This is a genomic window from Nocardioides sp. Root151, from assembly GCF_001427925.1.
GTDB lineage: Bacteria > Actinomycetota > Actinomycetes > Propionibacteriales > Nocardioidaceae > Nocardioides.
This window is the reverse complement of the sequence record NZ_LMGG01000004.1, coordinates 1,271,821-1,297,843: the sequence shown is the minus strand read 5'-3', so window position 1 is coordinate 1,297,843 and position 26,023 is coordinate 1,271,821. Positions and strand designations below refer to the sequence as shown.

General features: G+C 69.2%; 24 protein-coding genes, 1 tRNA gene and 1 other RNA gene. 15 read left to right on the top strand and 11 right to left on the bottom strand.

Annotation, left to right across the window (positions count from 1 at the left end):
* The first annotated feature begins 95 nt into the window (after positions 1 to 95).
* Positions 96 to 527 carry a DUF3052 domain-containing protein gene (locus ASD66_RS14840; RefSeq protein ID WP_056687704.1) on the top strand — a complete coding sequence of 144 codons (432 nt, stop codon included), beginning with the start codon at positions 96 to 98 and terminating at the stop codon, positions 525 to 527.
* An 84-nt stretch (positions 528 to 611) separates the two neighbouring features.
* Entirely contained in the window at positions 612 to 2,216 is a 1,605-nt protein-coding gene (locus ASD66_RS14835; RefSeq protein WP_056891366.1) for an AMP-binding protein, read from the top strand.
* Between the two features lie 15 nt (positions 2,217 to 2,231).
* Here the strand turns inward: ASD66_RS14835 and ASD66_RS14830 are convergent, their stop codons facing one another.
* A complete protein-coding gene (locus ASD66_RS14830) occupies positions 2,232 to 3,062 on the bottom strand; it encodes a septum formation family protein (RefSeq protein ID WP_056687699.1) in 831 nt (276 codons plus the stop codon).
* Positions 3,063 to 3,110: 48 nt separating this feature from the next.
* Here ASD66_RS14830 and ASD66_RS14825 point away from each other — a divergent pair, with 48 nt between their 5' ends.
* The 3 genes from ASD66_RS14825 (at position 3,111) to ASD66_RS14815 (ending at position 5,577) form a co-directional block, all read left to right on the top strand.
* Positions 3,111 to 3,575, top strand: a complete 465-nt coding sequence (locus ASD66_RS14825) for a peroxiredoxin (protein ID WP_056687696.1) — start codon at positions 3,111 to 3,113, stop codon at positions 3,573 to 3,575.
* Between the two features lie 229 nt (positions 3,576 to 3,804).
* Positions 3,805 to 3,876 (top strand) — tRNA-Val (locus ASD66_RS14820).
* A gap of 168 nt (positions 3,877 to 4,044) precedes the next feature.
* Complete coding sequence (locus ASD66_RS14815) at positions 4,045 to 5,577, top strand: AMP-binding protein (RefSeq protein ID WP_056891365.1); 1,533 nt, start codon at positions 4,045 to 4,047, stop codon at positions 5,575 to 5,577.
* A 249-nt stretch (positions 5,578 to 5,826) separates the two neighbouring features.
* Here ASD66_RS14815 and ASD66_RS14810 read toward each other — a convergent pair whose 3' ends face one another.
* Genes ASD66_RS14810 through ASD66_RS14795 form a run of 4 tightly spaced genes read right to left on the bottom strand, consistent with a single transcriptional unit; the run spans position 5,827 to position 8,909 of the window.
* The gene (locus tag ASD66_RS14810; protein WP_056687685.1) at positions 5,827 to 6,495 is read right to left on the bottom strand and encodes a response regulator transcription factor; all 669 of its coding nucleotides are present in this window, start codon (positions 6,493 to 6,495) and stop codon (positions 5,827 to 5,829) included.
* Positions 6,480 to 8,027, bottom strand: coding sequence for a sensor histidine kinase (locus tag ASD66_RS14805; protein ID WP_082599509.1), 1,548 nt, complete (start codon positions 8,025 to 8,027; stop codon positions 6,480 to 6,482). The genes ASD66_RS14810 and ASD66_RS14805 overlap by 16 nt, the downstream gene beginning before the upstream one ends.
* A gap of 18 nt (positions 8,028 to 8,045) precedes the next feature.
* Complete coding sequence (locus ASD66_RS14800; RefSeq protein ID WP_056687683.1) at positions 8,046 to 8,369, bottom strand: hypothetical protein; 324 nt, start codon at positions 8,367 to 8,369, stop codon at positions 8,046 to 8,048.
* 57 nt (positions 8,370 to 8,426) lie between these two features.
* Positions 8,427 to 8,909 (bottom strand): GbsR/MarR family transcriptional regulator, encoded by a 483-nt coding sequence (locus ASD66_RS14795; RefSeq protein WP_056891364.1) that lies wholly within the window; start codon positions 8,907 to 8,909, stop codon positions 8,427 to 8,429.
* Between the two features lie 73 nt (positions 8,910 to 8,982).
* On the opposite strand from ASD66_RS14795, the gene ASD66_RS14790 reads away from it, so the two are divergent.
* The 5 genes from ASD66_RS14790 (at position 8,983) to ASD66_RS14770 (ending at position 14,243) form a co-directional block, all read left to right on the top strand.
* Positions 8,983 to 9,894: an ATP-binding cassette domain-containing protein gene (locus ASD66_RS14790; RefSeq protein ID WP_056687679.1), complete on the top strand. Its 912-nt coding sequence runs from the start codon at positions 8,983 to 8,985 to the stop codon at positions 9,892 to 9,894.
* On the top strand, positions 9,891 to 11,471 hold the full coding sequence (locus ASD66_RS14785; RefSeq protein ID WP_056687677.1) for an ABC transporter permease: 1,581 nt from the start codon (positions 9,891 to 9,893) through the stop codon (positions 11,469 to 11,471). Before ASD66_RS14790 ends, ASD66_RS14785 begins: the two co-directional genes overlap by 4 nt.
* Positions 11,472 to 11,494: 23 nt before the next feature.
* Positions 11,495 to 12,613, top strand: a complete 1,119-nt coding sequence (locus ASD66_RS14780) for a Nif3-like dinuclear metal center hexameric protein (RefSeq protein WP_056891363.1) — start codon at positions 11,495 to 11,497, stop codon at positions 12,611 to 12,613.
* 168 nt (positions 12,614 to 12,781) lie between these two features.
* Positions 12,782 to 13,432 (top strand): zinc ribbon domain-containing protein, encoded by a 651-nt coding sequence (locus tag ASD66_RS14775; RefSeq protein ID WP_082564118.1) that lies wholly within the window; start codon positions 12,782 to 12,784, stop codon positions 13,430 to 13,432.
* Positions 13,433 to 13,457: 25 nt separating this feature from the next.
* Positions 13,458 to 14,243 carry a histidine phosphatase family protein gene (locus ASD66_RS14770; RefSeq protein WP_056891361.1) on the top strand — a complete coding sequence of 262 codons (786 nt, stop codon included), beginning with the start codon at positions 13,458 to 13,460 and terminating at the stop codon, positions 14,241 to 14,243.
* A gap of 20 nt (positions 14,244 to 14,263) precedes the next feature.
* Here ASD66_RS14770 and yaaA read toward each other — a convergent pair whose 3' ends face one another.
* Positions 14,264 to 15,079 (bottom strand): peroxide stress protein YaaA, encoded by an 816-nt coding sequence (gene yaaA, locus ASD66_RS14765; protein WP_056891487.1) that lies wholly within the window; start codon positions 15,077 to 15,079, stop codon positions 14,264 to 14,266.
* A gap of 109 nt (positions 15,080 to 15,188) precedes the next feature.
* Between yaaA and ASD66_RS14760 the strand changes: the two genes are divergently transcribed.
* Positions 15,189 to 16,637 carry an RNB domain-containing ribonuclease gene (locus tag ASD66_RS14760; protein ID WP_056891360.1) on the top strand — a complete coding sequence of 483 codons (1,449 nt, stop codon included), beginning with the start codon at positions 15,189 to 15,191 and terminating at the stop codon, positions 16,635 to 16,637.
* A gap of 26 nt (positions 16,638 to 16,663) precedes the next feature.
* On the opposite strand, the gene rnpB is transcribed toward ASD66_RS14760, so the two are convergent.
* Positions 16,664 to 17,069, bottom strand: an RNA gene (rnpB, locus tag ASD66_RS15165) — RNase P RNA component class A.
* A gap of 51 nt (positions 17,070 to 17,120) precedes the next feature.
* On the opposite strand from rnpB, the gene ASD66_RS14755 reads away from it, so the two are divergent.
* Positions 17,121 to 17,591 (top strand): tetratricopeptide repeat protein, encoded by a 471-nt coding sequence (locus ASD66_RS14755; protein WP_235530103.1) that lies wholly within the window; start codon positions 17,121 to 17,123, stop codon positions 17,589 to 17,591.
* Positions 17,592 to 17,594: 3 nt separating this feature from the next.
* Here ASD66_RS14755 and map read toward each other — a convergent pair whose 3' ends face one another.
* The gene (gene map / locus ASD66_RS14750) at positions 17,595 to 18,443 is read right to left on the bottom strand and encodes a type I methionyl aminopeptidase (protein ID WP_082599508.1); all 849 of its coding nucleotides are present in this window, start codon (positions 18,441 to 18,443) and stop codon (positions 17,595 to 17,597) included.
* Positions 18,444 to 18,467: 24 nt separating this feature from the next.
* Here map and ASD66_RS14745 point away from each other — a divergent pair, with 24 nt between their 5' ends.
* Together ASD66_RS14745 and ASD66_RS14740 are read left to right on the top strand one after the other, a co-directional pair.
* Positions 18,468 to 18,656 (top strand): hypothetical protein, encoded by a 189-nt coding sequence (locus ASD66_RS14745; RefSeq protein ID WP_056891358.1) that lies wholly within the window; start codon positions 18,468 to 18,470, stop codon positions 18,654 to 18,656.
* Between the two features lie 105 nt (positions 18,657 to 18,761).
* Positions 18,762 to 19,025 (top strand): hypothetical protein, encoded by a 264-nt coding sequence (locus tag ASD66_RS14740; protein ID WP_156388691.1) that lies wholly within the window; start codon positions 18,762 to 18,764, stop codon positions 19,023 to 19,025.
* A gap of 4 nt (positions 19,026 to 19,029) precedes the next feature.
* Here the strand turns inward: ASD66_RS14740 and ASD66_RS14735 are convergent, their stop codons facing one another.
* A complete protein-coding gene (locus tag ASD66_RS14735; protein WP_056687658.1) occupies positions 19,030 to 19,602 on the bottom strand; it encodes a hypothetical protein in 573 nt (190 codons plus the stop codon).
* Between the two features lie 232 nt (positions 19,603 to 19,834).
* Positions 19,835 to 20,701, bottom strand: a complete 867-nt coding sequence (panB, locus tag ASD66_RS14730; protein ID WP_056891356.1) for a 3-methyl-2-oxobutanoate hydroxymethyltransferase — start codon at positions 20,699 to 20,701, stop codon at positions 19,835 to 19,837.
* Between the two features lie 169 nt (positions 20,702 to 20,870).
* Here panB and ASD66_RS14725 point away from each other — a divergent pair, with 169 nt between their 5' ends.
* On the top strand, positions 20,871 to 21,221 hold the full coding sequence (locus ASD66_RS14725) for a DUF4345 family protein (RefSeq protein ID WP_082599545.1): 351 nt from the start codon (positions 20,871 to 20,873) through the stop codon (positions 21,219 to 21,221).
* Positions 21,222 to 21,397: 176 nt separating this feature from the next.
* Here ASD66_RS14725 and ASD66_RS14720 read toward each other — a convergent pair whose 3' ends face one another.
* A complete protein-coding gene (locus ASD66_RS14720) occupies positions 21,398 to 25,717 on the bottom strand; it encodes a S8 family serine peptidase (protein WP_235530102.1) in 4,320 nt (1,439 codons plus the stop codon).
* Positions 25,718 to 26,023: the final 306 nt, after the last annotated feature.

The following is a 26,023-nucleotide window of genomic DNA, read 5'->3' as shown; positions in this document are numbered from 1 at the left end:
GGTGCCCACCTCCGGGGGCGCAGGGTTGCGCAGCGGGGCGATGTCCGGTGGACTACGGGCACCTGTTTTCCGTGACGCGTGACTGGAGGAGTCTCTTGAGCTCGACCGCGGGTGGCCCGGCCGCCCAGAATGCCGTACTTGCCGAACGCCTTGGGCTCAAGCCCGGGCTCGTGATCCAGGAACTCGGCTGGGACAACGACACCGACGACGACCTGCGTGTTCAGATCGAGGACTGCATCGACGCGGACATGGTCGATGGGGACTACGGCAACGTCGTGGACTCGGTCCTCCTGTGGTGGCGTGACGACGACGGCGACCTGGTCGATGCGCTCGTCGACTCACTGACCGACCTCGTCGGAGGCGGTGTCATCTGGCTGCTCACCCCGAAGGTGGGACGCCCCGGTGCCGTGGACCCGTCCGACATCGCAGAGGCGGCCCCGATCGCCGGACTGTCGCAGACCACGACCGCGACCGTGAGCAAGGACTGGGCCGCGACGCGGCTGGTGGCGCCGAAGTCCGCCCACTGAGCACCTTCCCATTGTTACCGGCGAGTTGGCAGGCTGGGTCCCTCAGACCAGCTGCTGCCGTGCGGGCGGCCGAAAGGAACATCCATGGGACAGGGTCGTGAACGCCTCAAGTCGGGCGCAACCTCCGTCAAGGTGCTTGCCGGATCCGGGGTCGTTCGCCCCTACTCGCCACTGAAGCTGGCCCGGCTGGCCCGCACCGTGGTCACCTGGGGGACCGGCGTGGCCGGCGGGTTCGCGTCACTGGCCGTGCGCCATCCCGACCGCCCGGGGCTGATCGACGAGCTCGGCACGCTCACCTTCGGCGACATCCACCGCCGCAGCAACGCCCTCGCGTCGAGCCTGCGCGCCCGCGGCGTCAAGGAGGGTGACGGCGTCGCCATCATGTGCCGCAACCACCGCGGCTTCGTCGACGCCAGCCTGGCCGTGGCCAAGCTCGGTGCCGACGTGCTCTACCTCAACACCGCCTTCGCCGGCCCCCAGCTGGTGGACGTCCTGGCCCGTGAGAAGCCGATCGCGGTGATCCACGACGAGGAGTTCACCGGGCTCCTCGACGGCGCCCACGTCGAGAACCGCATCCTGGCGTGGACAGACGCCGACACCGACCTCGACACCGTCGAGAAGCTGATCGCCGCGGGTTCCTCCGCAGACCTCCAGCCGCCGGACCGCCACTCGCGCACGATCATCCTGACCTCCGGCACCACCGGTACGCCGAAGGGCGCCCCCCGCAACGAGGCCGGTATCGACGCGGCGGTCTCCCTGCTCTCGCGGATGCCGTTGCGGGCCCAGTGGCGCTCGCACATCGCCGCACCCCTGTTCCACACGTGGGGCTTCGCACACCTGGCGCTCGGCATGCTGCTGGGCTCGACCGCCGTACTCACCCGGCGCTTCGACCCGGAGACCGCGCTCAAGGTGGTCTCCGAGAACAAGTGCGACTCGTTCGTGGTGATCCCGGTGATGCTGCAGCGCATCCTCCAGCTGCCCGAGGAGACCCGGTCGCGCTACGACTTCTCCACCGTCAAGGTGGTCGCCGCCTCCGGCTCCGCACTGCCGGGCGACCTGGCCCTCAACTGGATGGACACCTTCGGCGACACCCTCTACAACATCTACGGCTCGACCGAGATCGCCTATGCCTCGATCGCCACACCCGAAGACCTGCGCGCTGCTCCCGACAGTGCCGGCAAGCCGCCGCACGCGACCGTCGTACGCATCCTCGACCCGGAGGGCAAGGAGGTCCCGCAGGGGCAGTCCGGCCGCATCTTCGTCGGCAACGGGCTGCTCTTCGAGGGCTACACCGGCGGTGGCGGCAAGGAGGTCATCGACGGGCTGATGTCGAGCGGTGACGTCGGGCGGTACGACGCCAACGGCCGCCTGTACGTCGAGGGCCGCGACGACGAGATGATCGTGTCGGGAGGCGAGAACGTCTTCCCGAAGGAGGTCGAGGACTGCCTCTGTCGCCACGAGGCCGTCGTCGAGGCCGCCGCGATCGGCATCGACGACCCCGACTTCGGCAAGCGGCTGCGCGCGTTCGTCGTGATCACGGGTGACGTCGACGAGGACCAGCTCAAGGACTGGGTCAAGGCGAACCTCGCGCGCTTCAAGGTGCCTCGCGAGATCCACGTCCTCGACGAGCTGCCACGCAACGCCACCGGCAAGGTGCTCAAGCGCGAGCTGTTCGACTGGCAGCCCTGAGCGCGGGCGCCCCCGTCAGGACGACGTGAACTTGTAGCAGGACAGCCGGCGCTCGCCGTCGCGCCACCAGGCCTCGAGGGGCCAGGTCACCCACCAGCTGTCGGTGCCGGCGATGCGGCCGCAGTTGGCGTTCGCGAACTTCTCGAACTGTGCGTCGGTGGGGTACTTCGCGCTCTTGCCGACCGGTGCCTCGAACCACCCGGCCCAGCGGTAGCCGTGCGGCTTGTCGCAGGTCACGTAGATCGCGTCGTCCTCCCCGTCGTCGTTGGTGTCGGAGCCGCGCCGGATGCAGCGGGCGTAGGGGTCCTCGAGCCCGTCGGCGAAGAGGTCGGTCGTCCTCGAGGTCTCCGGGAGCAGCTTGAGCTTGTCTCCCGACTCGGCGACCAGGTCGCAGCGGAACCAGCGGGCGCCGGCCGACCACTGGGCGGTGGTCGGCTCGAACCAGATCCAGTCCAGCACCGAGCCGAGCAGCCTGCCCTTGCTCAGACCGGTCGCCTCCGGGAGGTGCTTCTTGCACTGCTTGGTGACCACGGCGTAGTCCGAGCTCGTGGTGCCGGCCTTGAAGAGGCCGACGTGGTAGGTCAGCGTGTTGTGCTTCTCGTAGCAGTCGGAGACCGGCTTCTTGGTGTTGGTGGTCGACACGGACTGGGTGCGGCTCATGCTGTAGCAGGAGCCGACCACGGGGGCTCCGGCCATCGGGTCGAGCTCGGGTTCGGGGGACTCGGCGGGCTCTCCCATCGCCGCATTCAGCTCGGTCGTCCCCGTGTTGGTGCCGCATGCCTGGGCAAGCAGCAGCAGGCCGGCTGCCAGCGCCAGGGCGCTGGTGCGAAGATGACGGTCAGACATGAAACACCCCTTGGTCGCTAACACGATGAATCCTAGGACAGGCACTCGGTGACACCCCTCCAGCTCGGCGACACGGCACCTGACTTCACCCTTCGGGACCAGTTCGGTCAGGACGTGTCCCTCTCCGACTTCCGTGGCCGCAAGGCAGTTGCGCTCTTCTTCTACCCATTTGCGTTCTCGGGAATCTGCACCGGAGAACTGACCGGCATCCGGGACCGGCTCGACGAGTTCCTGACCTTCGACACCGAGGTGCTGGCGGTCTCGTGCGACCCGATCTACTCGATCCGGGCCTTCGCCGATCGCGACGGGCTCAACTTCCCGCTGCTGGCCGACTTCTGGCCGCACGGCGAGGTGACGCGCCGGTACGACGTGTTCGACGACGTGAAGGGATGCCCCCGGCGGTCGTCGTACATCATCGACAAGGAGGGCCGCATCTCGTGGGCGGTGCACAACGCCATGCCCGAGGGGCGCGACCTCGACGAACACCTGCGCGAGCTGCACGCGCTGGTCTGAACGCACTGCCCGGACCTGTTCCGCAGGGGCTGGTCTGGACCGCCGTCTCCAATTTTGTGGATATTTCTCAAACCGCTGACGCTCAGTCCGGAGACGCCGCAGAATTGTCCTTGTTGCGACCGCTGGTGACCCGAGACGCCGGCGGTCGCAGCTCATTTCGGGGAGTCCTCCTGGTGTCCGCGAGTTAGGGGCCGACTGCGCGATCGCGTAGTCTTTCCCGCGCCTCAATGCGTCGGTAGCTCAGCGGTAGAGCACTCGGTTTACACCCGAGCGGTCGGCGGTTCGAAACCGTCCCGACGCACCCAGCCTGTCCGCCTGCTCCCCGGCGGCCGCTTTGGCCGCCCGTCGGCGTGCGATCGCCTTTCGTCGCAGCACCGCTGCCGTCCGTCTCAAGTCGAGGGTCGGGCACTCCCGCGGGCCAACCGTTGCTGGCTAGGGTGAGATCACCGTCACCAGTGAGGGAGCATTCATGCACGTCAATTTCCAGGTTGCAGACTTCATCGATCGTGCCGCTGTCGTGTACGGCGATCGGGTGGGGGTGGTCGATGAGCCTGATCAGCCGGCGCCGTCGCTGGGTTCGTTGACCTATGCGCAGATCGCGGCGAACGCGCGTCGTCAGGCGGCGAAGCTCGATGAGCTGGGTGTCGGCTTCGGTGACCGGGTGGCGGTGGTCTCGCACAACAGTGCGCGGTTGTTGACGTCGTTCTTCGGGGTGGCGGGGTTCGGGCGGGTGTTGGTGCCGGTGAACTTCCGGCTGCGCCCTGATGAGGTGTCCTACATCGTGGAGCATTCGGGGGCCCGGGTGTTGTTGGTCGACCCGGAGCTGGAGGAGTCGCTGGCCGGGGTGGAGGCGGAGTTCAAGTTCGTGATCGGCGACGATGACGAGATCTATGCAGCTGAGGGTGTGGAGCCGGTGGTGTGGGAGCCGGATGAGGCTGCCACGGCGTGCATCAACTACACCTCGGGTACGACGGCGCGTCCGAAGGGTGTGCAGATCACGCACCGCAACATCTGGGTGAATGCGGTGACGTTCGGGTTGCATGCCGGGGTCTCGGATCGGGACGTGTACTTGCACACGTTGCCGATGTTCCATGCGAATGGATGGGGGATGCCGTTCGCGATGGCGGGGATGGGGGTGCCGCAGGTGGTGATCCGCAAGATCGATGGTGCGGAGATCCTGCGCCGTGTCGAGCAGCATGGGGTGACGGTGATGTGTGCGGCGCCGGCGGTGGTGGCCGCGGTGCTGGAGGCTGCGGCCGAGTGGGAGGGGGAGATCCCGGGTCGTGACCGGGTGCGGATCATCGTGGCTGGTGCGCCGCCGCCGACCAAGACGGTGGCGCGGGTGGAGGCCGAGCTGGGGTGGGAGTTCATCCAGATCTACGGGTTGACCGAGACGTCGCCGCTGCTGACCATCAACCGGTCGCGTGCGGAGTGGGATGACCTGGACCCGTTGGAGCGGGCGTCGAACCTGGTGCGTGCGGGGGCGCCGGCGATCGGCGTACGCCTGTCCACTGATGCGGAGGGTGAGGTGTTGGCCCGGTCGAACGTGGTGTTGGAGGGGTACTGGCAGAACCCGGAGGAGACGCAGCGGTGCCTGGCTGGTGGGTGGTTCCACACCGGTGACGGTGGGGTGATCGGTGAGGACGGGTATCTCACGATCAGTGACCGCAAGAAGGACGTCATCATCACTGGTGGTGAGAACGTCTCGAGCATCGAGGTGGAGGACGTGTTGTTCTCGCATCCGGCGGTGGCTGAGGTTGCGGTGATCGGCGTGCCGAGTGAGAAGTGGGGCGAGACGATCAAGGCGTTGGTGGTGCTGGCGCCGGACGCCGAGGTCACCGAGGCCGAGCTGATCGCGTGGTGCAAGGACAAGGCGGCCGGTTACAAGGCGCCGACCTCGATCGAGTTCCGCGAGGAGCTGGCGCGTACGGCGACCGGCAAGCTGCAGAAGTTCAAGCTGCGTGAGCCCTACTGGGCAGACCAGGCCAAACAGGTCAACTAGCTGGTGACGGATCCCGGCGCGTTGCCCGAGCGGGTGCCGCCCGAGATCGCCGAGGCGCTGCAGCCCGTCCTCGAGCGGCAGCCCCGCGGTCACCTTGCCGGCTTCAAGGTCCGCCGCTGACCCGTCGCTAGTTCGGATCGACCCGTCGCTAGTTCGGATCGACCCGTCGTGAGTTCGAGAACTGGCGACGGGTCAACCGGTATTCGCGACGGGTCGGCAGGAACTGGCGACAGGTCGATGGTGGGACGATCAGGGGACGAGGCGGTAGCCCATACCGCGCACGGTGGCGATCCGGTCGGCGCCGAGCTTCCTGCGCAGGTAGCCGACGTAGACGTCCACCACGTTGGATCCCGGGTCGAAGTCGAAGCCCCACACGTGGTCGAGCAGCTGCTCCCGCGACAGCACCTGTCCGGGGTTGAGCAGGAAGATCTCGAGCAGGGTGAACTCGCGCGCGGAGAGGTCCACCTCGGTCCCGTCGACGGTGGCCCGCCGGGTGCGGACGTCGAGGCTGACCGCGCCGGCCCGGAGTACGTCGTCACGCGCCGCGCCCTGGTCGTCGTACTGCCGCAGGCGGAGCCGGACCCGGGCCAGCAGCTCGGCGAACCGGAACGGCTTGGGCATGTAGTCGTCGGCACCGCCCTCGAGGGCGTTGACCGTGTCGGTCACCGAGTCGCGCGCGGTCAGCACGATGACCGGGACACGGGAGCCCTGCGAGCGCAGCTGGTCGAGCACCTCGAAGCCGTCGATACCGGGCAGGCCGATGTCGAGGACGACGAGGTCGAAGCCGTTGCCCAGTGCCAGGTCGAGGCCGGTCGGCCCGTCGTCGGCGATGGTGGTCTGGTGGCCCTCCGCGGTGAGCCCCTTGGCGACGAACGAGGCGATGCGGGCCTCGTCCTCGATGATCAGGATGCTGGCCATGGGCGCTCCTCGACGTCGGGTCGGACTGCTTCGAACCTGATCGTGTCGGCATGGCCGGTGTCGGGAGGCAGGTCCGTCGAGGAGCCGCTGCCGGACGCCGGGCCCGTCGTCGCCGCGGGCAGCGCGACGACGAACCGGGCGCCCGGCGGATCGGCGTCCTCGACGTGGACCGTGCCACCGTGCGCTTCGACCAACGCACGCACGATGGACAGTCCGAGTCCGAAGCCGTCGTCGCCCCGGAGCACGGTGCTGCGGGTGAACCGCTCGAAGATCCGCTCCCGGTCCTCGGGTCGTACGCCGTGCCCGGTGTCGCGCACCCACAGCAGCACCCGCTCGCCCTTGTCGGCCGAACCGATGGCGATCGTGTCGCCGGGCACGGTGTGCTTGACCGCGTTGTCGGCCAGCTGCAGCAGCACCTGCGTGATGCGTTGCTCGTCGAGGTGCACGGTGCGGGTCGCCGTACCGTCGTCGACCCACGCGCGATCGCCCAGTGCGCGGGCCTTGGTCAGCACCAGGTCGGTGAGCGCGCCGAGGTCGACCGGTCCTGTCGTGACGAAGTCGGGCCGGGCGCTCTTGGTGAGGAGGATCAGGTCGTTGACCAGTCGCGACATGCGGTCGATCTCGTCGAGCAGCAGCGCCCGGGTCTCGCCGACCTCCTCAGGATTGTGAGCGTCCAGCAGCTCGAGGTGTCCGCGCAGCACAGTCAGCGGAGTCCTGAGCTCGTGGCCGGCCGCGTCGAGGAACTCGCGCTGGTTGGTGAACGACGCCTCGAGCCGGGCCAGCATGTCGTTGACCGTGCGGGTCAGTGAGGTGATGTCGTCGTTGCCGGTCTCGGTGAGCCGCAACGAGAGGTCGGTCTCGCTGATCTCGCGGGCGGTCTCGCTCATCTCGCGCAGGGGAGAGAGGAGCCGGCCGGCCTGCCACGCGGCCAGTGCGGTGATCAGGCCGAGCGAGAGCAGGGAGACGATCGTGTAGGTCTCGATGAGCTCCTTGAGCTCGCCCCGGGAGTCGTCGAGGAAGGTGATCACCACCAGGGCGCCCCCGGTGCGGGTTCCCTGCACCGGCTGCACGGTCACCAGCACCTCACCGACCTCGGAGTCGAAGAGCTCCTCCCCGCCCTTGCGCAGGTGCTGGCGGACGACCGACTCGAACTCGGGGGACCTGCTGAACCCGGAGTGGTCGGAGGTCGACTCGAACTTGGACTCGTCGTCGATCCACGCGGAGAACAGCTCGTTGTCGCTGGGCACGTTGCGCTGCAGGAACACGACCAGGAGGTCTTCGACGCTGGCGAAGGGCCTCGCGGTGTTGGGGTCCTTGCCCTTCTCCTGGAGCTGGCGGAACTCGGCGATCTCCTGGTCGGCCTGGGCCGACGCTGCGTTCTCGAGCCGGGCCGACTCCAGGGCGTAGATGATCGCACCGGCGCCGGCCAGGGCGAGGGCGACGAGTACGGCGACCGTGGCGGTGATCCGCACGCGCACGGAGATGCCCGGGCGTCGCCGGGCATCTCGGGTGGTGGGGTCGGCGGCAGTCATCGACGTCCGCCACGGGAGTCAGTCGTCATCGCCACCGTCGTCGTCATCCGGCCCGTCGTCGTCGCGACCGTCGTGCCGGTCGTCGTCACGACCGTCGTCGTCGGTGGCGTCGTCAAGGTCATCGGGCACGGCGGTCACGGTCCGCGGGCCGTCGGACTTCTTCGGCGGCTTCGGCGTGCGGCTGGGCAGGTCGGTCGGCGTACCGCTCGTTCCGGTCGGCTCGTCGATCCGGATCGGGCTGCGGTCGCCGGGCGCGTCACCGGCGGCAGCGAGAGAGCCGGCGACGTAGGCCAGCATCGGCAGCACCAGCGCTGCCGCGAGGATCAGTTTCCACTTGCCCATGACCTGGATGATCCTGCCTCATCGTGGGGTCCTCGTGAGACCCGGATGAGAAGACCCTCATCGAGACTTCTGCTCGTCCTGCCAGCGCGCGTAGAGACTCGGCAGCTCGTTGCCGATGAAGACGAAGAAGTCACGGGTGTCGGTGATGCGGGTCTCGGCGTCGGGGGAGAGGTCGCCCGAGGACAGGGCGGTGTCCATCAGCTTGACCAGGGCGTCGTACGCCTTGATCTCGAGCATCATGGCGTCGGCCCAGAGGTCCGCCTCGGTGGAGAACCGGTCGGCGCGCTCGCCGGGATCGCGGCGCCGGCGCACGAGATGGACGCGCAGCAGGTAGTTGACCGCGCCGCTGATCGCGGCGGGGCTGACCTGAAGGGACTCGGCGAGCTCACGCGAGGTCATGCCCGCGCCCGGCGCACCGAGGAGGGCAGCGAAGACGCGTGAAGGCATGCGGGGGAAGCCCATGCCGCTGAGCATGGAGGCGAGGTCCTCCACGAACTGTCGCGGATGCGTATCACTCGCGGGATCAGGGGCGTCGGCCATGGCCTCAGACTATCCGAAATTCAAGTAGTTCGGAAGTTTCACAAATTCGTGAATTAGGAGTAGCGTGACGGGCATGAGTGATGTCATCGAGATCTCGGGGCTGGTCAAGAAGTTCGGCGCCACCACGGCTCTCGACCACCTCGACCTGTCCGTCGCGACCGGCGAGGTCCACGGCTTCCTGGGTCCCAACGGCGCCGGCAAGTCCACGACCATCCGCGTGCTGCTCGGCCTGCTGCGGCCCGACGAGGGCACCACCCGGCTCCTGGGCGGCGACCCGTGGCGCGACGCGGCCCAGCTGCACCGCCGCCTGGCCTACGTGCCGGGCGACGTGAACCTGTGGCCGAACCTGTCCGGCGGTGAGGTCATCGACCTGCTCGGCCGGCTGCGCGGCGGCCTCGACGAGAAGCGTCGCGCCGACCTGCTCGACCGGTTCGAGCTCGACCCGACCAAGAAGGGCCGCACCTACTCCAAGGGCAACCGGCAGAAGGTGGCCCTGGTCGCCGCACTGTCCTCCGACGTGGAGCTGCTGGTGCTCGACGAGCCGACGTCGGGCCTAGACCCGATCATGGAGTCGGTCTTCCAGTCGTGCATCGACGAGTTCCGCACCGACGGGCGCAGCGTCCTGCTCTCCAGCCACATCCTGGCGGAGGTCGAGCGGCTGTGCGACCGGGTCAGCATCATCCGCTCCGGCCGCACCGTCGAGACTGGAACCCTCGCCGACCTTCGCCACCTCACGCGCACGGCGGTCTCCGCCCAGCTGGCCTCCGACCCGATCGGACTCGACCAGCTCACCGGCCTGCACGGCCTGGTCGTCGAGGGCAAGCGCGTGGAGTTCGAGATCGACACGGCGCAGCTCGGCGCCGCGGTGGCCAGGCTCGGAGACTTCGGGATCCTCACCCTGACCAGCCAGCCGCCCACCCTCGAAGAGCTGTTCCTGCGCCACTACGGCGACGAGGTCGAGCCCCAGCCGGAGGCCGAACGATGAGGGCCGTCACCGGAGCCGGCATCCTGTTCCGCACCTTCGTACGACGCGACCTGCTCGCGATCTTCTGGTGGACGATCGGCATCACGATCCTCTACTGGTCGCAGGCGGTCAGCGTCGACGGGCTCTACTCCACCCAGGCCGAGTTCGACAAGGCCGCGGCCAGCATGGAGAACAATGCCGCGTTCATCGCGATGGCCGGACCGGCGCGGGCCCTGAACACCGTCGGTGGCCAGGTCGCCTGGCAGGCCACCGCCTTCGGCGCGGTCATGGTCGGGCTGATGAGCATGTTCCTCGTCGGCCGGCACACCCGCGTCGAGGAGGAGACCGGGCGCGACGAGCTCGTCCGCTCGGGGGCGATCGGCCGACATGCTCCGATGACCGCTGCCCTCATGGTCACCGCCCTGGCCAACGCCGTGGTCGGCCTGGCGGTCTCGGCCAGCCTGCTGGCCTACGGACTGCCCGCGGCCGGGTCTTGGGCGCTCGGGATCGGGCTGATCCTCACCGGTCTCTGCTTCACCGGCATCTCCCTGGTCGCCGCGCAGCTGACCCAGGGCGCCCGCGCCATGTACGGCATCGTCGGAGCCGCGCTCGGTGCCGCCTACGGCCTGCGCGCGATCGGTGACGTCGGCGACAACGGACTGTCGTGGCTCTCGCCGATCGGGTGGTACCAGGGCCTGCGGGCGTACGCCGACGAACGCTGGTGGCCCCTCGTCCTCCTCCTCGGTGTCGCACTGGTGACCCTGGCCGCGGCCTACGCCGTCTTCGGTCGGCGTGACATCGGGTCCGGTGTCTGGGCAGCTCGGCCGGGTCCGGCGCGGGCCGGCGCCGGACTGCACAGTGACCTCGGCCTGGCCTGGCGGCTGCACCGCGGCAGCCTCATCGGCTGGACCCTCGGCCTGTTCGTGACCGGCCTGGCCTACGGCACCATGGGCAACGACATCGGTGACCTGATCGGCGACTCCGAGGCCACCCGTGAGGTGTTGGCGGCGGGCAGCGCCGACCTCGTCGACGGGTTCTACGGCGCCGCCGGGCTGATGCTGGCCCTGCTCGCCGGAGGGTACGCCGTCTCCGCCTCGCTCCGCGCCCGCGGCGAGGAGGACTCCGGCCGTGTCGAGCCGTTGCTCTCGACCGCCCTGCCCCGGGTGCGTTGGTTCCTGGGCCACACGCTGATCGCCGTGCTCGGCTCCGTCGCCGTGCTGCTCGCCTCCGCGGTCGGGCTCGGCACCGGCTACGCCATGACCACCGGGGAGTGGGACTCCTTCGGTCGGTTGATGATGGCTCCCGTCTCGGCCGGTGCCGGGGTGATGGTGCTGGTCGGACTCGCCGTGCTGCTCACCGGCTTCGTGCCGCGTCTCGCTTCCGCGGCCTGGCTCGGACTCGCGTTCTGCGTGGTCGTGATGATGTTCGGGCCACTGCTGAAGTTCCCCGACTGGCTGATCGACGTCTCACCGTTCAGCCATCTCGCCCTGGTGCCGGCCGAGTCCTTCGCCGCCGGCCCCTACCTCGTGGTGCTCGCGGTCAGTGTCGCGCTCGGGGCGGTCGGCGTACTCGGCCTGCGGCGGCGTGACATGCACTGAGACCTGCCCATTAACCTGTCGCCATGACGACCCTTGGTGACGTGGTTGAGCTCCTGCACGGTTGGTACCCACCCGGGACCGCCGAGGACTGGGACGCCGTCGGTCTCGTGTACGGCGATCCGGCGGCGACCGTCAAGAAGGTCATGTTCGCGGTCGACCCGACGCCCGAGGTCGCGAAGGAGGCCGTGGCGTGGGGCGCCGACCTGCTCGTCGTACACCACCCTCTGTTCCTCAAGCCGGTGCACGGCTTCGCGGCGACCACCGCGAAGGGCCGCACCCTGGCCACGCTGGCGGCCGGCGGCTGCGCGCTGCTGACCGCCCACACGAACGCAGACCAGGCCGACTCGGGAGTCTCGGAGGCGCTGGCCACCGCACTGGGCCTGAAGGAACTCGCCCCGATCCTCGGCGCCGAGGGGGAGTCGCTCGACAAGCTCGTGGTCTATGTGCCGCACGACGCCGCAGCACCGGTGCGGGCCGCGATCGCCGACGCCGGTGCCGGGTTCATCGGCAACTACGACCACTGCTCCTTCACCACCGAGGGCCAGGGCAGGTTCCGCCCGCTCGAGGGCTCCGACCCGACCGTCGGCACCATCGGGGACATCGCGGTCGTCGACGAGCACCGCATCGAGGCAGTGCTGCCACGCCGCCGACGCGGTGAGGTCGTCAACGCGATGCTGGCCAACCACCCCTACGAGTCACCGGCGTACGACGTCACCGAGCTCGCCGACCCCGGCCTGGCCACGACCGGCACCGGGCGGGTCGGCGTCATCGAGGAGACCACGCTGCGCGACTTCGCCCAGGTGGTCGCCGAGGCCCTCCCCGAGACCGAGCAGGGCGTGCGCGTCGGCGGTGACCCCGAGCGCGTCGTACGACGGGTGGCGGTGTGCGGCGGGGCCGGCGACTTCCTGCTCGATCGACTGGCCGGGAGCGACGTCGACGTCTACGTGACAAGCGACCTGAGGCACCACCCCGCCGCCGAGTTCCTCGAGAAGGACGGGCCGGCGCTGATCGACGTGGCGCACTGGGCCGCGGAGTCCACGTGGCTGCCGGTGGTCCGGGCGCGGCTGGCCGAGGCGCTGGGGGATACGGTGGACTCCCGGGTGAGCGAGGTCCGCACGGACCCCTGGACCTTCCGCATCTGAACCAACGCCCTCTGATACGCACGCATTTCACACGCCAGGCGCCGACGACGTCGTACCGCCCGCACCTAGGAGCCTCCGCTGAAAGCCGATCCGTCCTCCCAACTGAAGCTGCTCGACGTAGCCGCACTCGATGCGCGGGTGGCCCAGCTGCGCCACCAGGTGTCCTCCATGCCGGAGATCAAGGAGATCGCGGCCATCGAGTCCACCCAGCGTGCGCTCAACAACCGGGTCCGCGACGCCCGCATCCTGGTCGACGACCTCACCCGTGAGCAGAAGAAGGCCGACCTCGACGTCGAGCAGGTCAAGACCCGGCGCGAGCGCGACCGCTCCCGTGTGGAGCAGGGGTTGATCACCAACCCCAAGGACCTGCAGCGGATGAACCACGAGCTCGAGTCCCTCGAACGCCGCATCTCCACCCTGGAGGACGAAGAGCTCGAGGTGATGGAGAAGCTCGAGGAGGCGCAGGCCGAGCTGGTCCGGGCCGAGCGCGAGGAGACCGACGTGGTGGCCAAGCTGGTCACCCTGTCCGAGGCTCGCGACACCAAGTCCACCGAGGTCAACGCATCGCTCGAGGTGCTCGTGGCCGACCGTGCCGCAGCCATCGACGGGCTCCCCGACGACCTGCTCGCCCTCTACGAGCGGATCCGCGAGAAGCAGGGCGTCGGTGCCGCTGAGCTCCGTGCCCGCCAGTGCGGCGGCTGCAACATGAAGCTCAATGCCGCGGACCTCGGCGTGATCGCCAAGGCCCCCGCCGACGAGGTCGTGCGCTGCGAGGAGTGCTCGCGGATCCTGGTGCGCACCGCCGAGTCCGGTCTGTGAGGCGCCGGTCCGTGGGGTCTGGCCGGTGAGTGACCAGCTTCCGGGGACCGGGCCTGCCGACTCCCTGATCGAGGAGATCGAGGACCCGGCCTCCGATGCGCCCGCCTCCGACGATGCCGGACACCGCGGCTGGTCGCACCCGGGTGGTCCGCCGACGACGGTGATCCTGGTGCGCCACGGCGTCACCCCGCACACGGTCGACAAGCGCTTCTCCGGCGGCCTGGCCAGCTCCAACCCGGGCCTCAGCGACCTGGGCCGCGAGCAGGTCCGGGCGACGGCCGAGTGGCTGGAACCGCTGGCCGGTGACATCGCCGCCGTGGTCGCCTCGCCGGTACGACGCACGCGTGAGTCGGCGGAGATCGTCGCCGAGGTGCTGGGGCGTGACATCGAGGAGGAGCACGGTTTTGCCGAGATGGAGTTCGGCACCTGGGACGGCCTGACCTTCGCCGAGGTGGCCGAGAGGCACAAGGACGAGATGGACGCCTGGCTGGGTTCGCTCGACGTCGCCCCCGGTGGCGGGGAGTCGTTCCGCCAGGTGGAGGAGCGGGTGCTCGCCGCCCTCGACCGGCTGATCGCGAACCACGGAGGCAAGACCGTCGTCGTGGTCAGCCACGTGACGCCGATCAAGACCCTGGTCGCCCACGTGGTCGGCGCGCCTCTCGAGGCGGTCTACCGCATGGAGCTGACCCCGGCCTCGGTGACGGTGCTGTCGTTCTTCGACGGCGGCCCCGACGGCGCCGAGCGGATGGCATCCATGCGGCTCTACAACGCGCGTCCCGGCGCCGAGGTGCTCCCGCCCTCACGCCTCTGACCGGCGCTCGGACGAGCGCGTCAGATCTCGTCGACGACCACGTCGAGCTGCACACCCTTGGCGCCGGGTGCGGACTCCTCGACCTTCCAGCCGAGGTCACGCAGCAGATCGGCGAAGGCCCCCGGAGTCCGCGGGTTGCCGCCGTCCTCCAGCACCGCGCGGACGATGCGGCCCTTGGTCGCCTTGTTGAAGTGGCTGACCACCTTGCGGGTGCCGTTGTGCTCGTGGAGCACGCGGACGGTCGCCACGCGCTTCGCGAGGTCGCGGGACGGCCTCCAGAACGCGGCGTACATGCCGGACCGCAGGTCGACCAGCAGGCCTGACCCGAGGGCGTCGAGCACCGTCGGCTCGAGGTTCTCGCGCCAGAACCCTGCCACAGAGCCAAGTTGGGGGAGTACGGCGTCGCCCGAGAGGCGGTACGCCGGGATCGTGTCGCCCGGCCGGACCAGTCCGAAGAGGGACGACATGATGCCCACCCGTGACGTTGCGCGACGCCTGGCCGCGGTCGAGAGGCTGGCGAAGTCGAGGGCGTCGTAGAGCACGCCGGTGTAGATGCGGTCGGCGCGGGCAGTGTGCGCCGTACGCAGGCCGGCGTTGAGCGCGACCAGGTCGAGCTGCGTGGCGCCGAGGCCGAGGGTGGCGGCGGCCCGCTCGACGAGCAGGCCGTTCTGCACCGGGGTGGCCGGATCCTGTCCGTCGGCACACAGGGAGACCAGGGCGTCGAGGACCTGCTCGCGTGCGGAGGTGAGCGACGGGGAGCCGAGGGAGGCGAGGTCGAGGGCCTTGCCGCGTCGCGGCGCGGTCTTGCCCTCACTGGGCGGAAGCAGGATCAGCACCCGCACAGCGTAGGGAATCACGCCCGATTGCGCCGTAACGCCGGTCACCGGGGCTCTCGCGACCGCGTCACGTCCCTTTCCAGACTCTTCGGATGGCTAGGGTGGCCACATGCCGAGCAGAGTTGTGAGAGTCCGGTCCACCCACGACGGCGTCGCCGCCCAGAGCCTCCGTGAGGGCATCGCGGCGATCCAGGCGGAGATGCATGTCTCTGCGGAGTTCCCGCCCGAGGTCGAGAAGGCGGCGGCCGAGGCCGCGGCCAACCCGCGCCTGCCCGAGCTGGACAAGACGGCGATCCCGTTCATCACCATCGACCCCGAGAGCGCGATGGACCTCGACCAGGCCCTCCACATCGAGCGTGACGGCGACGGCTACCGCGTGTTCTACGCGATCGCCGACCTGGCCGCGTTCATCACGCCCGGCGACCCGGTCGACGTCGAGGCCAACCGACGCGGCGAGACGTTGTACGGCGCGGACTCCAAGATCCCGTTGCACCCGAAGGTGATCTCCGAGGACGCCGGGTCCCTGCTGCCCGACCAGGTGCGGCCCGCCCTGCTCTGGAGGATCGACGTCGACAAGACCGGCGAGGGCACCAAGGTCGAGGTGGTCCGGGCCACGGTGAAGTCGCGCGCGAAGCTCAACTACGCCGACGTCCAGAAGTCGATCGACGACGGGAGCGCCGACGAGGTCTTCGGCCTGCTCAAGGAGGTGGGCGAGCTCCGGCTCGAGCGTGAAGCCGCGCGTGGCGGCGTGTCCCTTCCCCTGCCTGAGCAGGAGATCGACATCGACGGCGACCAGTGGCGGCTCGAGTTCCGCGCCCAGCACCCGGTCGAGCAGTGGAACGCGCAGATCTCGCTGCTCACCGGCATGGCCGCCGCGTCGTTGATGGTCTACGCCCGGGTCGGCCTGCTGCGCACGCTGCCTCCCGCTGACCCGCGCGACGTCAAGCGGCTGCACCGCACCGCCAAGGCCCTCAAGATCGAGTGGCCCGCCGAGCTCGAGTACCCCGAGTTCATCCGCAGCCTCGACCCGACCAAGCCCAACCACGCGGCCATGGTGGTGGCCTGCACCTCCCTGCTGCGCGGCAGCGGGTACGTCGGCTTCAACGGCGAGCTGCCCGCCCAGCCGCGGCACTCGGCGATCGCGTCGGAGTACGCCCACGTCACCGCGCCGCTGCGCCGGCTCGTCGACCGGTACGCCGGCGAGATCTGTGTCGCGCTGTGCGCCGACGAGGAGGTGCCGGCCTGGGTGATCGAGAAGCTGACCGAGGTGCCCGAGACGATGCGTGACTCGGGCCGGATCGCCAACCAGTACGAGAATGCCGTGTTGAACCTCGTGGAGGCCGCCGTACTCCAGCCACGCGTGGGGGAGTCCTTCGACGCCGTGGTGGTCGAGATCGACGACAAGGACGACCACAAGGGCGACATCACCGTGCAGGATCCGGCGATCGAGGCGAGCGTCACCTCGGCGTCCGGCGCGCTGCCGCTCGGCGAGCAGGTGTCGGTCAAGCTCGAGTCCGTGGACCTGAAGTCCCGGTCGATCCGGTTCGTCACCGGCTGAGCCGCCACAGGGTGGTGGCTGGTGGGCGGACGGGCTGGCTCATAGGCCGGGTTCTGTTCGCCGGGGTTCCTTGCGTGGCCCCGGTTGGCGACCATCCATCTAGGGCTGCCGTTGCCGACAGCCTCGGGCGATCTACCCGCACACTCGGGCGAGCAGCCCTCGAACGTGTGCGCACCATTCCTCCGAAGGGGAGTGGCTTCTTGATCTTGCTCCAGGTGGGGTTTACCTAGCCGCACCGGTCACCCGGCACGCTGGTGGTCTCTTACACCACCGTTTCACCCTTACCCGCTCGTGAGAGCGGGCGGTCTGTTTTCTGTGGCACTTTCCCGCGGGTCACCCCGGGTGGGTGTTGCCCACCACCTTGCTCTGTGGAGCCCGGACCTTCCTCGGCCGCCTCCGTGAGGAGACGAACGCGGTCGCCCGGCCAGCCCATCCGCGCCTCAAGGGTAGAGGAATGCGGGCCGGATGGGCGATGTTGGGTGGGTGAGCCACAGCGACGACGAAGGAGCAGCAGTGGACGACCAGGAGATCCCCATCCCGCTGATCATGTTCCCGGGACAGGCCTCGCACCCCTCCGACGCCTACCACCGGGCCTGGGAGCTGCTCGAGCAGCGCGCTCCCCGCGAGGCCCTCGAGATCCTCGAGCCCGCCATCGAGGCCGAGCCGGAGGCCAACTCGCTGCTGACGCTGCGGGCCTGGGCCTACTACATGCGGGTCCAGCTGCAGAAGGCCGAGGCCGACCTGCGAGTCCTCGTCGAGCGAGACCCCTCCGACGTCTGGGCGCGGCACACGCTCGGGCGTGCGCTCGAGCGACAGTCACGACCTGCCGACGCGCTGCCACACCTGCGCCTCGCCGCCGCGATGAGCGCCGACCCCGAGCACGAGACCGCCGTACTCCGGGTGGAGCGGGAGCTCGCCGAGGCGGGCGTCATCTCGTACGACGACCTCACCTGAGGGTCAGGGGTTGGTCAGCACCTCGGCGCCGTCTGCGGTGACCAGCAGGGTGTGCTCGAACTGGGCGCTGCGACGCAGGTCCTTGGTGACCACCGTCCAGTCGTCATCCCACATGTCCCACTCGTGGGTGCCGAGGTTGAGCATCGGCTCGATCGTGAAGGTCATGCCGACGCGGATCTCGTCGTCGTAGTTGGGGTCGTCGTAGTGCGGCACCACGAGCCCGCTGTGGAAGTGGGTGCCGATGCCGTGGCCGGTGAACTCGCGGACCACGCCGTACCCGAACCGGTTCGCGTAGGCCTCGATGACGCGACCGATGATGTTGATCCGCCGGCCGGGCTTCACGGCCTTGATGCCGCGGTCGAGGGCGGTCTTCGTGCGCTCGACCAGGAGCCGGGTCTCCTCGTCGGGCTCGCCGGCGAAGAAGGTGGCGTTGGTGTCGCCGTGCACGCCGTCGAGGAACGCGGTGATGTCGATGTTGACGATGTCGCCGTCCTGCACGACGGTGCTGTCGGGGATGCCGTGGCAGATGACCTCGTTGACGCTCGAGCAGAGTGACTTCGGGAAGCCGCGGTAGCCCAGGGTCGAGGGGTAGGCGCCGTGGTCGCAGAGGAACTCGTGCCCGATGCGGTCGAGCTCGTCGGTGGTGACTCCTGGAGCCACCGCCGCGCCGACCAGCTCGCGGGCCTGGGCGGCCAGCTTTCCGGCGACGCGCATCTTCTCGATGGTCTCGGCGTCCTTCACCTCCTCGCCCGTGAACGGGGACGGCGAGGGGCGGTCGACGTACTCGGGCCGCGGGATCGAGGCGGGGACGGGACGACGGGGAGAAATCACTCCGGGGGTTACTGCGGCCATGGCGGCGAGTGTAGTTTCAGGGACATGAGCGACGAGTACTGGTTCTGCCTGAAGCACCACACCGTCGAGGGCGAGGACGGTTGCCGCAACGCCGACCGCCTCGGTCCCTATGCGACTTCGGCCGAGGCCTCGCGGGCCCTGGAGAAGGTCGAGGAGCGCAACGAGTCGTGGGACAACGACCCGAAGTGGAACGACGACGCCGGGGAGGACTGACCTCGTCGCCACTGGTCGCGAGCACGCCGGGCCGGGTGCTGATCGACCGATGGCAGGCCATGGTGGTCACGTCGACCGCCCGGGCAGCACGGTAGGTTCGGCGCCGTGAGTCGCAACGTTCCCGCATCCCCCTGGCCCTTCGTCGGCATGGGCGGACTGGCCTGCGCCCTGTTCCTGTACGGCGCCAGCGGGCTGGTGGCGCCCTGGTGGGCCGTGGTCGTGCTGCTCCTGGTCTGGGTCGGGTTCCTGGTCACCGCCTGCGTGTGGTGGACCCCGCACCCCAAGCGCCTGCCCGTGCTGGCCGTGGTGGCGATCGCCTTCTGGTTCGTGGCCCTCCTCGGCGGCAGCATCCTCTTCGACTGGTCCTGACGCGTCAGTGGCGGAAGTCGATCACCAGTCGTTGAGGGCTGTGCAGGGCGAAGATGCGGTACGACGCCCGGTGCCGCAGGGCGAACCCGAAGTTGACGTAGCCCTCGAAGTCACCGGTGAGGGCGAGTGCCTTGAGGGTGACGAAGCCTGGTCGGGCGATCCGGGGACCGGTGTAGACGTTGCGGCCCGAGTAGGTGTGGCCGGCCGCCATCATGGTCAGGTTCAGGCCCGACGCGCCCCTGATCGGCACCAGTGCGCCACTGCCCTCGTAGCGGAAGATGCGCTGGTAGTTGGTGCTCCAGTCCGGGATGATGCCGCGGAGGTCGATCACGACGCGGTCGAAGTGGGGATGTGTGGCGTAGCGCAGGCCGACGACCCTCGTCGTACCGTCCACCGGGTTGTTCCACGACGCGCCCGTGTCGCGCCAGGCCGGCAGTGCGGTGGCGGAGGGCGTGCTCACGGTGGTGAACACCAGGGCCAGCATCGAGGCGAGGACGGCGATCAGTCGGGCGCCGCGTCGGGTCGAGCGGCGGGCTGGGCGGCCCGAGGCGGGTCGGGTACGGCGGATGGCGTTCATGGTGGGCTCCCGTGGGTGAGGTGACACTCGTTGGACGCCCGAGTGCTGCGCCCGGTTGTCCGCTCACCCGTCAGGAGCACGCACCTGACCACCACGTACCTGTCGCGAACCGTGGATTCTTGCGCGCCGAACCGTGGATCCTTGTCGTGCTCGGATCAAGGATCCACGGTTCGCGCGTCAATCACGCGTGGTTCGCGCAGCAGGAACCCACGGTTCGCGCAGGAGGGGTGGGTCAGAAGGTGTGGTCGGGGCCGGGGAAGGTCGTGGCGCGGACGTCGGCGACGTACTCCTCGGCAGCCGAGAGCAGGACGCCGTGCAGGTCGGCGTACTGCTTGACGAACTTCGCCATGCGGCCGGTGCGCAGGCCGAATGCGTCCTGCCAGACCAGGACCTGGCCGTCGCACTGGTTGCCGGCGCCGATGCCGATCGTCGGGATCACCAGCTCCTTGCTGATCTGGCCGGCCACGTCACCGGGCACCATCTCCATGACGACGGCGAACGCGCCGGCCTCCTGCACGGCGTGCGCGTCGGCGATCACCCGGTCGGAGCTCTCGCCGCGGCCCTGCACGCGGTAGCCGCCCAGCGTGTGCTCACTCTGCGGGGTGAAGCCGATGTGTGCCATCACCGGGATGCCGCCATGGGTGAGCTTCTCGATGACCGGCGCCATCTCGGCACCGCCCTCGAGCTTCACGGCGTGCGCGCCGGCCTCCTTCATGAAACGTACGGCGGTCAGGTAACCCTGCTCGGGCGAGGCCTGGTAGGAGCCGAACGGCAGGTCGCCGACCACCAGTGCGCGCTTGACCGAGCGGCTGACCGCACGAGTCAGGGGGAGGAGCTCGTCGACCGTGATCGGCAGCGAGGTCTCGTTGCCGAGGACGTTGTTGGAGGCCGAGTCGCCGACCAGCAGCAGCTCGCAGCCGGCCTCGTCGAAGGTCTGCGCGGTGTACATGTCGTAGGCGGTGAGCATCGAGATCTTCTCGCCGCGTTCCTTCATCTCGCGCAGGTGATGGGTGCGGATCCGCTTGGCCGGCGTGGACGGCTTGGCGTCTGCTGCGCCTCCGCCGTACGGCGCGGCCACTTCTACGTTCTGCTCGCTCATGAGGTGAGACTCCTTGTGCTCTCGAGGCTCCCGATTGAGTCCCCGGACCACGACAAGGCTAGACCTCCGCGGGCACTTCGCACTGTGGCCGTGGTCACCCTCGGGCCCGCACTCGATGCGACGTACGCGGTGGTGGCGATCCGTGCCCGACCGCGCCAGACTGGGCGTCGTGAATCGACTCCTTGCCCTCGGCACTGCCAGCTACGCGGCGATCGGCGTCGTGGCGCTCGCCCGCCCGTCCATGGTTCCCGAGCTCTTCGGCGGCACGGCGCCCACGGCCGAATCCCGCAACGAGATCCGGGCGGTGTACGGCGGCCTCACGTTGGCCATCGCCGCGGTCGGGTTGAAGTCGCCGGCCGCGATCGGCGTACTCAGCGCCGGGATGGCCTCGGGCCGGGCGGTGTCGGCCGTGATCGAACCGGAGACCGGGCCGCTGACCAGGGTCTTCGTCGGCGTCGAGCTCGGCCTGGCCGCGGCCTACCTGCTGGCTGCCCGGCAACGCGGCCGCGCGACCAGCTGACCGGCGTGCGACCGGCGTACGACCGCAAGAACCCACGGTTCGAAGCGCAAGAACCCACGGTTCGCGCATCAACAATTGCAGGCTCGCGACGCAACAACTGCCGGTTGGCGACAGGCCCGCCCACGCTGGCGCGTGCACGGGCCTGTCGAACTGTCCAACTGTCTACTGATGGATGACTAGCAGCCCGCCTTCTTCAGGGTGAAGTCGGCGGCGGTGGTCTGCCCGCCCCGGATCCTCACCTTGCGGACCTGCGGCTGGTAGCCGTCCTTGGCGGCGATCAGCTGCAGCGGGCTGTAGATCGAGTTGAACCAGTAGGCGTACGTGCCGTCGCCGGCGCTCTCGAACGTCCACGCGGACTCACCCGAGTTCACCTGCACGGTGGCTCCGGCCAGTGGTGCGCCTTCACCTGCACAGGAGCTGCCCGTCACGCGACCGGCCAGCTTGCCCCACGAGCGGGGCGGGCTGACGACCATGGTCACGTCGACCGGCTCCACCTTGAAGGGGGTGTCCTCCTTGATCGCCACACCCGCGGTGTACGTGCCCGGCTGGGCGACGTTCGGGTCCATGGTGACCTTCAGGTTGACCGACTGGCCGGGAGCCAGGATCGCGACGGCCGGGGAGACGGACAGCCACTCGACGTCCGCGGCACTGGCGCCACAGTCCTCCATGCCGGGCAGCATCTCGCTGTCCACCTCGGCGTTGAAGCTGCCCGAGGAGCCACCGATCTTGTAGACGCCGCACGACGCGCCACCGCGGTAGCGCGGGGTGTTGGAGTTCGGCAGGTCCACCCAGGCCTCGCCGGCGACGTCGTACGCGAAGGTGCGGTTGCTGATCGCGCCCGCCTGCACGCCGCCGTTGACGACCAGCATCCCGTTCGCGACGGTGTACTGGCTGGCCCACGTGTCGACGGGGGCATCCGCGAGCTCGGTCCACGCGTCCGCGGCCGGGTCGTAGACGTAGCTGTCGGCCGTGCCGGCAGCCCCGCCGTTGCCACCGGTGCAGTAGACCTTGCCGTCCACACCACCGCAGGACGCGAACGCCACTGCCGAGGGGTAGTCGGCCAGGGTCTGCCACGTGTCGCTGGCCAGGTCGTACGCCGCCACGTCGTTCGACATCGGCGTACAGCTGTCGGTGGTGCAGCCACCGACGACGTACAGCTTGCCGTCGACGACCGCCTGACCGGAGGCAGACAGCTCGACCGGGGCATCGGCCTTCGCGGTCCACGAGTCGGCACCCGGGTCGTAGGCCCACGTCGAGGCCGAAGGACCGCCGTCCGCCCACCCGCCGGTGACCACGATCTGGCCGTCGACCACGCCGGCGGACACCGCGTTGCGGGCCCCCGGCAGGTCGGCCTTGGCGGTCCATGCCAGGGCAGCCGGGTCGTAGGCGTACGTCGACGAGGACGACGCAGACCCGTCGCCACCGGCGATCGAGTAGGCGATGCCGTCGACGTGGACCACCCGGTTGTCCATCACGTTGGACGGGTAGTCGGCGATGTCGGTCCACGGGTCGTCGTGCGGAGCGACGGCCTGCGGTGCCACCGAGTTCGTGGACATCTTCTTCGACGCCGTCCTGCCGAAGGAGACCGGAGCCTTGATCCGCTGGAGCGGGGCGCCGTCCGCCTTCATCAGGTCGGCAGCCTTGGTGCGACTGCCGTCGGCGCCGAGCATCACGAAGCCGCCCTTGAGCTCGTTGAACTCCAGGTGCACCGGGATCGATCCGTCGTTGGTCACCTCGACCTGCTTGGTGACCGCCGGCTTGCCCAGCTGCTTCTCGATCTGGACCTTGCCCGGGGTGACGGTCAGGTGACCGGAGCCGAGCTCGAAGTCCTGGCGTACGGCGCCGTCCGCGGCCACGTCGACCGTCTTGGTGACGACCTCGAAACCGCTCGCGGTGGCGTCGAACTCGTGGCTGCCCGTGTCGGGGGAGAACAACCAGTAGAAGCCGTCGGCGAGGCTCTCGTCGTCCGGCGTCGGCTTGGTCGTCGCCTTGACGGCAGCATTGTCCTGGCTCGTGACCGATGCGCCGTTGATGGCGTCACCGTCGTTGGAGTTGGAGACGTTGCCGACCACGAGCCCACCCTCGACCGGGTCACAGGTGCGGCTGCCGACGAACACGTCGTCAACCTGCCACCACCAGTCGTAGCTGCCCTCGTAGTAGTGGAACCGGACCTGGACCGCGGACTGTCCGGCGGCCGTCGGCAGCTGGATCACGTCCTCACGCGGTCCCCGGGCGGAGTCGGACTGGCTGAGCACGTTCGTCCAGCTCTCGCCACCGTCGATGCTGACGTCGACGTCGGCGGTGTCACCCAGGTTGTAGTAGTCCTGCTTGAAGCCGACCACCGGTGAGGTCACGTCGCTCATGTCGACGACCGGGCTGACCAGCGACGTGTCCTGCGTGCCGCCGCTGCCGTAGTTGTCGCTGTCGATGATCGCGAACGTGCCGTCACCACCGGTGAGGTTGCCGTGGCCGCCCGGGTCGTCGAACTCCCAGACCTGACCCGTGCCGGCGGCGTCCTCGACGGTCCAGCCGTCGGGGAGCTCTCCGGTGTTGAAGTCCTGGGTCACACCGTCGGTGTTGAACGCGTAGCCCTTGGCGGCACACGTGGAGGAGTCGACCTCGACCGCGATGTCGGCGGTGGTGTCATCGCCACCGACCTCGACGGTCTGCGTGGCCGCCACATAGCCCGGGTACTGCGCGGCGACCGACACGTCGTACGACGCGTTGCCGGGCACCTCGATCGAGTACTCGCCGGTCGCCGGGTCGGTGAAGACCGGGTCGGCCCCGGGAACGGTGACCTTGGCGTAGAGCGGCCAACCGTGGCCGCTGCCGTCGGTGACCGTTCCGCTCAGGGTCACTGCTGCCGCCGAGACCAGCGCGAAGTCCTGCGTGGTCGTGGTGTCTGGAGTGACGGTGAGGTCGGCGGTGGCCGTCTGGTAGCCGAACTTGGCCACCGTCGCGGTGTAGTCGCCCGCGGTGAGGCGGGCCGAGTAGGTGCCGTCGGCGCCGGTCGTCAGGGACCGACTGGTCGCGCCCTCGAGCGTGACGTCGGCACCCTGGATCGGGTCGCCGGTGGCCTCGTCGGTCACGGTGCCGGTCGCCGTTCCGGTCTCGCCGACCGGAGCGCCCTGCACCAGGGCCAGGGCGTCGAGACGACCCTCGCCGTAGACGTTGTTGTCGTCGTCGGTGCCGCCGCACTGGGAGTCGGCCTTGTCGACGGCGGAACCGTCGAGCAGGGCGCGGGTGGCGTCGATGTCACCGACCAGTGAGGGAGCCGCCGACCACAACAGTGCGATGGAACCCGCGAGGTGCGGTGCCGCCATCGACGTACCGTTGAAGGCGCCGTAGTTGCCGCCCGGCAGGCTCGAGCGCACGTTCACGCCCGGGGCCGAGATGTTCGGCTTGATCTCGCCGTCCTGGCCGACGCCGCGGCTGGAGAAGCCCGCGATGGTGTTGTTCACGTCGTAGGCGCCGACGGAGTAGTTCAAGGTGCGACTTCCCGGCGAACCGCTGGTCTGGCACCCGTTCCCGTTGTTGCCGTTGGACCACGTCCCGAAGATGCCGGACGCCGCCCAGGCCTCGAGCACGTCCTCCATGAAGGGGTCGTTGCTCGGCACCTGCGTGCCCCACGAGTTGTTGACGATGTTGGGACGCTTGGTGACGTCGGCGTTCTCGCCCTCGAGGTTGGTCGGTGCGAGCATCCACTGGCCGGACTCGATGAGCGCCGCGTCGGACGGGCAGCAGCCGTTGGCCGCGATCCACTTCGCACCGGGTGCGACACCGATCTGGTTGTCGGCCCCGTCGCTGCCGATCATCGTGCCCATCGTGTGGGTGCCGTGCTGGTCGACGTCACAGGGTGCGCCGTCGCAGGTGCCCTGCGCGTCGAACCAGTTGTAGTTGTGGTCGAACGTGCCGTCGCCGTTGTTGCCGCGGTACTGGTTGACCAGCGCCGGGTGGTCGAACTGGACGCCGGTGTCGATGTTGGCGATGACCATCCCCTCGCCGTGCACGCCGTACTCGTTCCAGACGTCGTCGGCGTTGATGTTGGCCACGCCCCACTCGACCGCCTGGGCCGCGTGGATCCGCTCACCCTTCGTGGGCTTCTCGAGGCGGTAGTCGAAGGTCGGGTAGAGGCCGTCGACCTGCTTGATCGCGGCGAGCTCGGCGGCAAGGTCCTCGCTGCCGGCCTGCACGCGGATCGCGTTGGTGGCCCAGAAGGACTTGTAGTCGGCGCCGTCCTTGTCGAGGATCGCGCGGGCGTCCTTCTGGCTGGACTCGGCCGCGGCGGTCAGGGTGTCGTAGACCGCCTGCCCGCGCTTGTCCCAGCCCTTGATCTTCTGGGCAGCGCTGAGGTCGGGCATCTCGAAGCGCACCCAGAAGGTGGCCTCGCCCTTCTCGTCCAGCTGCTTGCTCAGCTTGGGCTTGATCTTGTCCGAGTCAGGAGCCGCCGGCGTGGCCGAGGCGGCCGTGCCGATCAGGCTCAGTGACGCGGCCACCACTGCGATGGTCGCCAGCCCTGTGGCCAGGGCACGTGCCGGTCCGCTCCGAATCCGGAGCAGGGACCGACGTCTTGTCGATGACATGGTGCGTCCCTCCGAGAAGTTGGCCGGGGGCGCGAGCACGTCCCCGGATGAGCTCGTGTGCACCGGCCAGACGGAACCCCGAAAAATGGGACCCGTGAGAAGTTGGCCGGTGCAATCAGACGCTAGGGACGCACCGGGACGGCCACAACGCGTGGATCCGGGCAGGTCAGGGTCGAACGTGGGCAGCACGTGGGCATTTCCGGAACAGCGCCCGTTTAT

What these genes read in the sequence shown, in the direction of transcription:
- ASD66_RS14835 (WP_056891366.1), top strand. Translation starts at nt 612, where the DNA reads ATGGGACAGGGTCGTGAACGCCTCAAGTCGGGCGCAACCTCCGTCAAG.
- ASD66_RS14830 (WP_056687699.1), bottom strand. Translation starts at nt 3,062, where the DNA reads ATGTCTGACCGTCATCTTCGCACCAGCGCCCTGGCGCTGGCAGCCGGC.
- ASD66_RS14815 (WP_056891365.1), top strand. Translation starts at nt 4,045, where the DNA reads ATGCACGTCAATTTCCAGGTTGCAGACTTCATCGATCGTGCCGCTGTC.
- ASD66_RS14810 (WP_056687685.1), bottom strand. Translation starts at nt 6,495, where the DNA reads ATGGCCAGCATCCTGATCATCGAGGACGAGGCCCGCATCGCCTCGTTC.
- ASD66_RS14805 (WP_082599509.1), bottom strand. Translation starts at nt 8,027, where the DNA reads ATGACTGCCGCCGACCCCACCACCCGAGATGCCCGGCGACGCCCGGGC.
- ASD66_RS14800 (WP_056687683.1), bottom strand. Translation starts at nt 8,369, where the DNA reads ATGGGCAAGTGGAAACTGATCCTCGCGGCAGCGCTGGTGCTGCCGATG.
- ASD66_RS14795 (WP_056891364.1), bottom strand. Translation starts at nt 8,909, where the DNA reads ATGGCCGACGCCCCTGATCCCGCGAGTGATACGCATCCGCGACAGTTC.
- ASD66_RS14790 (WP_056687679.1), top strand. Translation starts at nt 8,983, where the DNA reads ATGAGTGATGTCATCGAGATCTCGGGGCTGGTCAAGAAGTTCGGCGCC.
- ASD66_RS14785 (WP_056687677.1), top strand. Translation starts at nt 9,891, where the DNA reads ATGAGGGCCGTCACCGGAGCCGGCATCCTGTTCCGCACCTTCGTACGA.
- ASD66_RS14780 (WP_056891363.1), top strand. Translation starts at nt 11,495, where the DNA reads ATGACGACCCTTGGTGACGTGGTTGAGCTCCTGCACGGTTGGTACCCA.
- ASD66_RS14775 (WP_082564118.1), top strand. Translation starts at nt 12,782, where the DNA reads ATGCCGGAGATCAAGGAGATCGCGGCCATCGAGTCCACCCAGCGTGCG.
- ASD66_RS14760 (WP_056891360.1), top strand. Translation starts at nt 15,189, where the DNA reads ATGCCGAGCAGAGTTGTGAGAGTCCGGTCCACCCACGACGGCGTCGCC.
- map (WP_082599508.1), bottom strand. Translation starts at nt 18,443, where the DNA reads ATGGCCGCAGTAACCCCCGGAGTGATTTCTCCCCGTCGTCCCGTCCCC.
- ASD66_RS14745 (WP_056891358.1), top strand. Translation starts at nt 18,468, where the DNA reads ATGAGCGACGAGTACTGGTTCTGCCTGAAGCACCACACCGTCGAGGGC.
- ASD66_RS14735 (WP_056687658.1), bottom strand. Translation starts at nt 19,602, where the DNA reads ATGAACGCCATCCGCCGTACCCGACCCGCCTCGGGCCGCCCAGCCCGC.
- panB (WP_056891356.1), bottom strand. Translation starts at nt 20,701, where the DNA reads ATGAGCGAGCAGAACGTAGAAGTGGCCGCGCCGTACGGCGGAGGCGCA.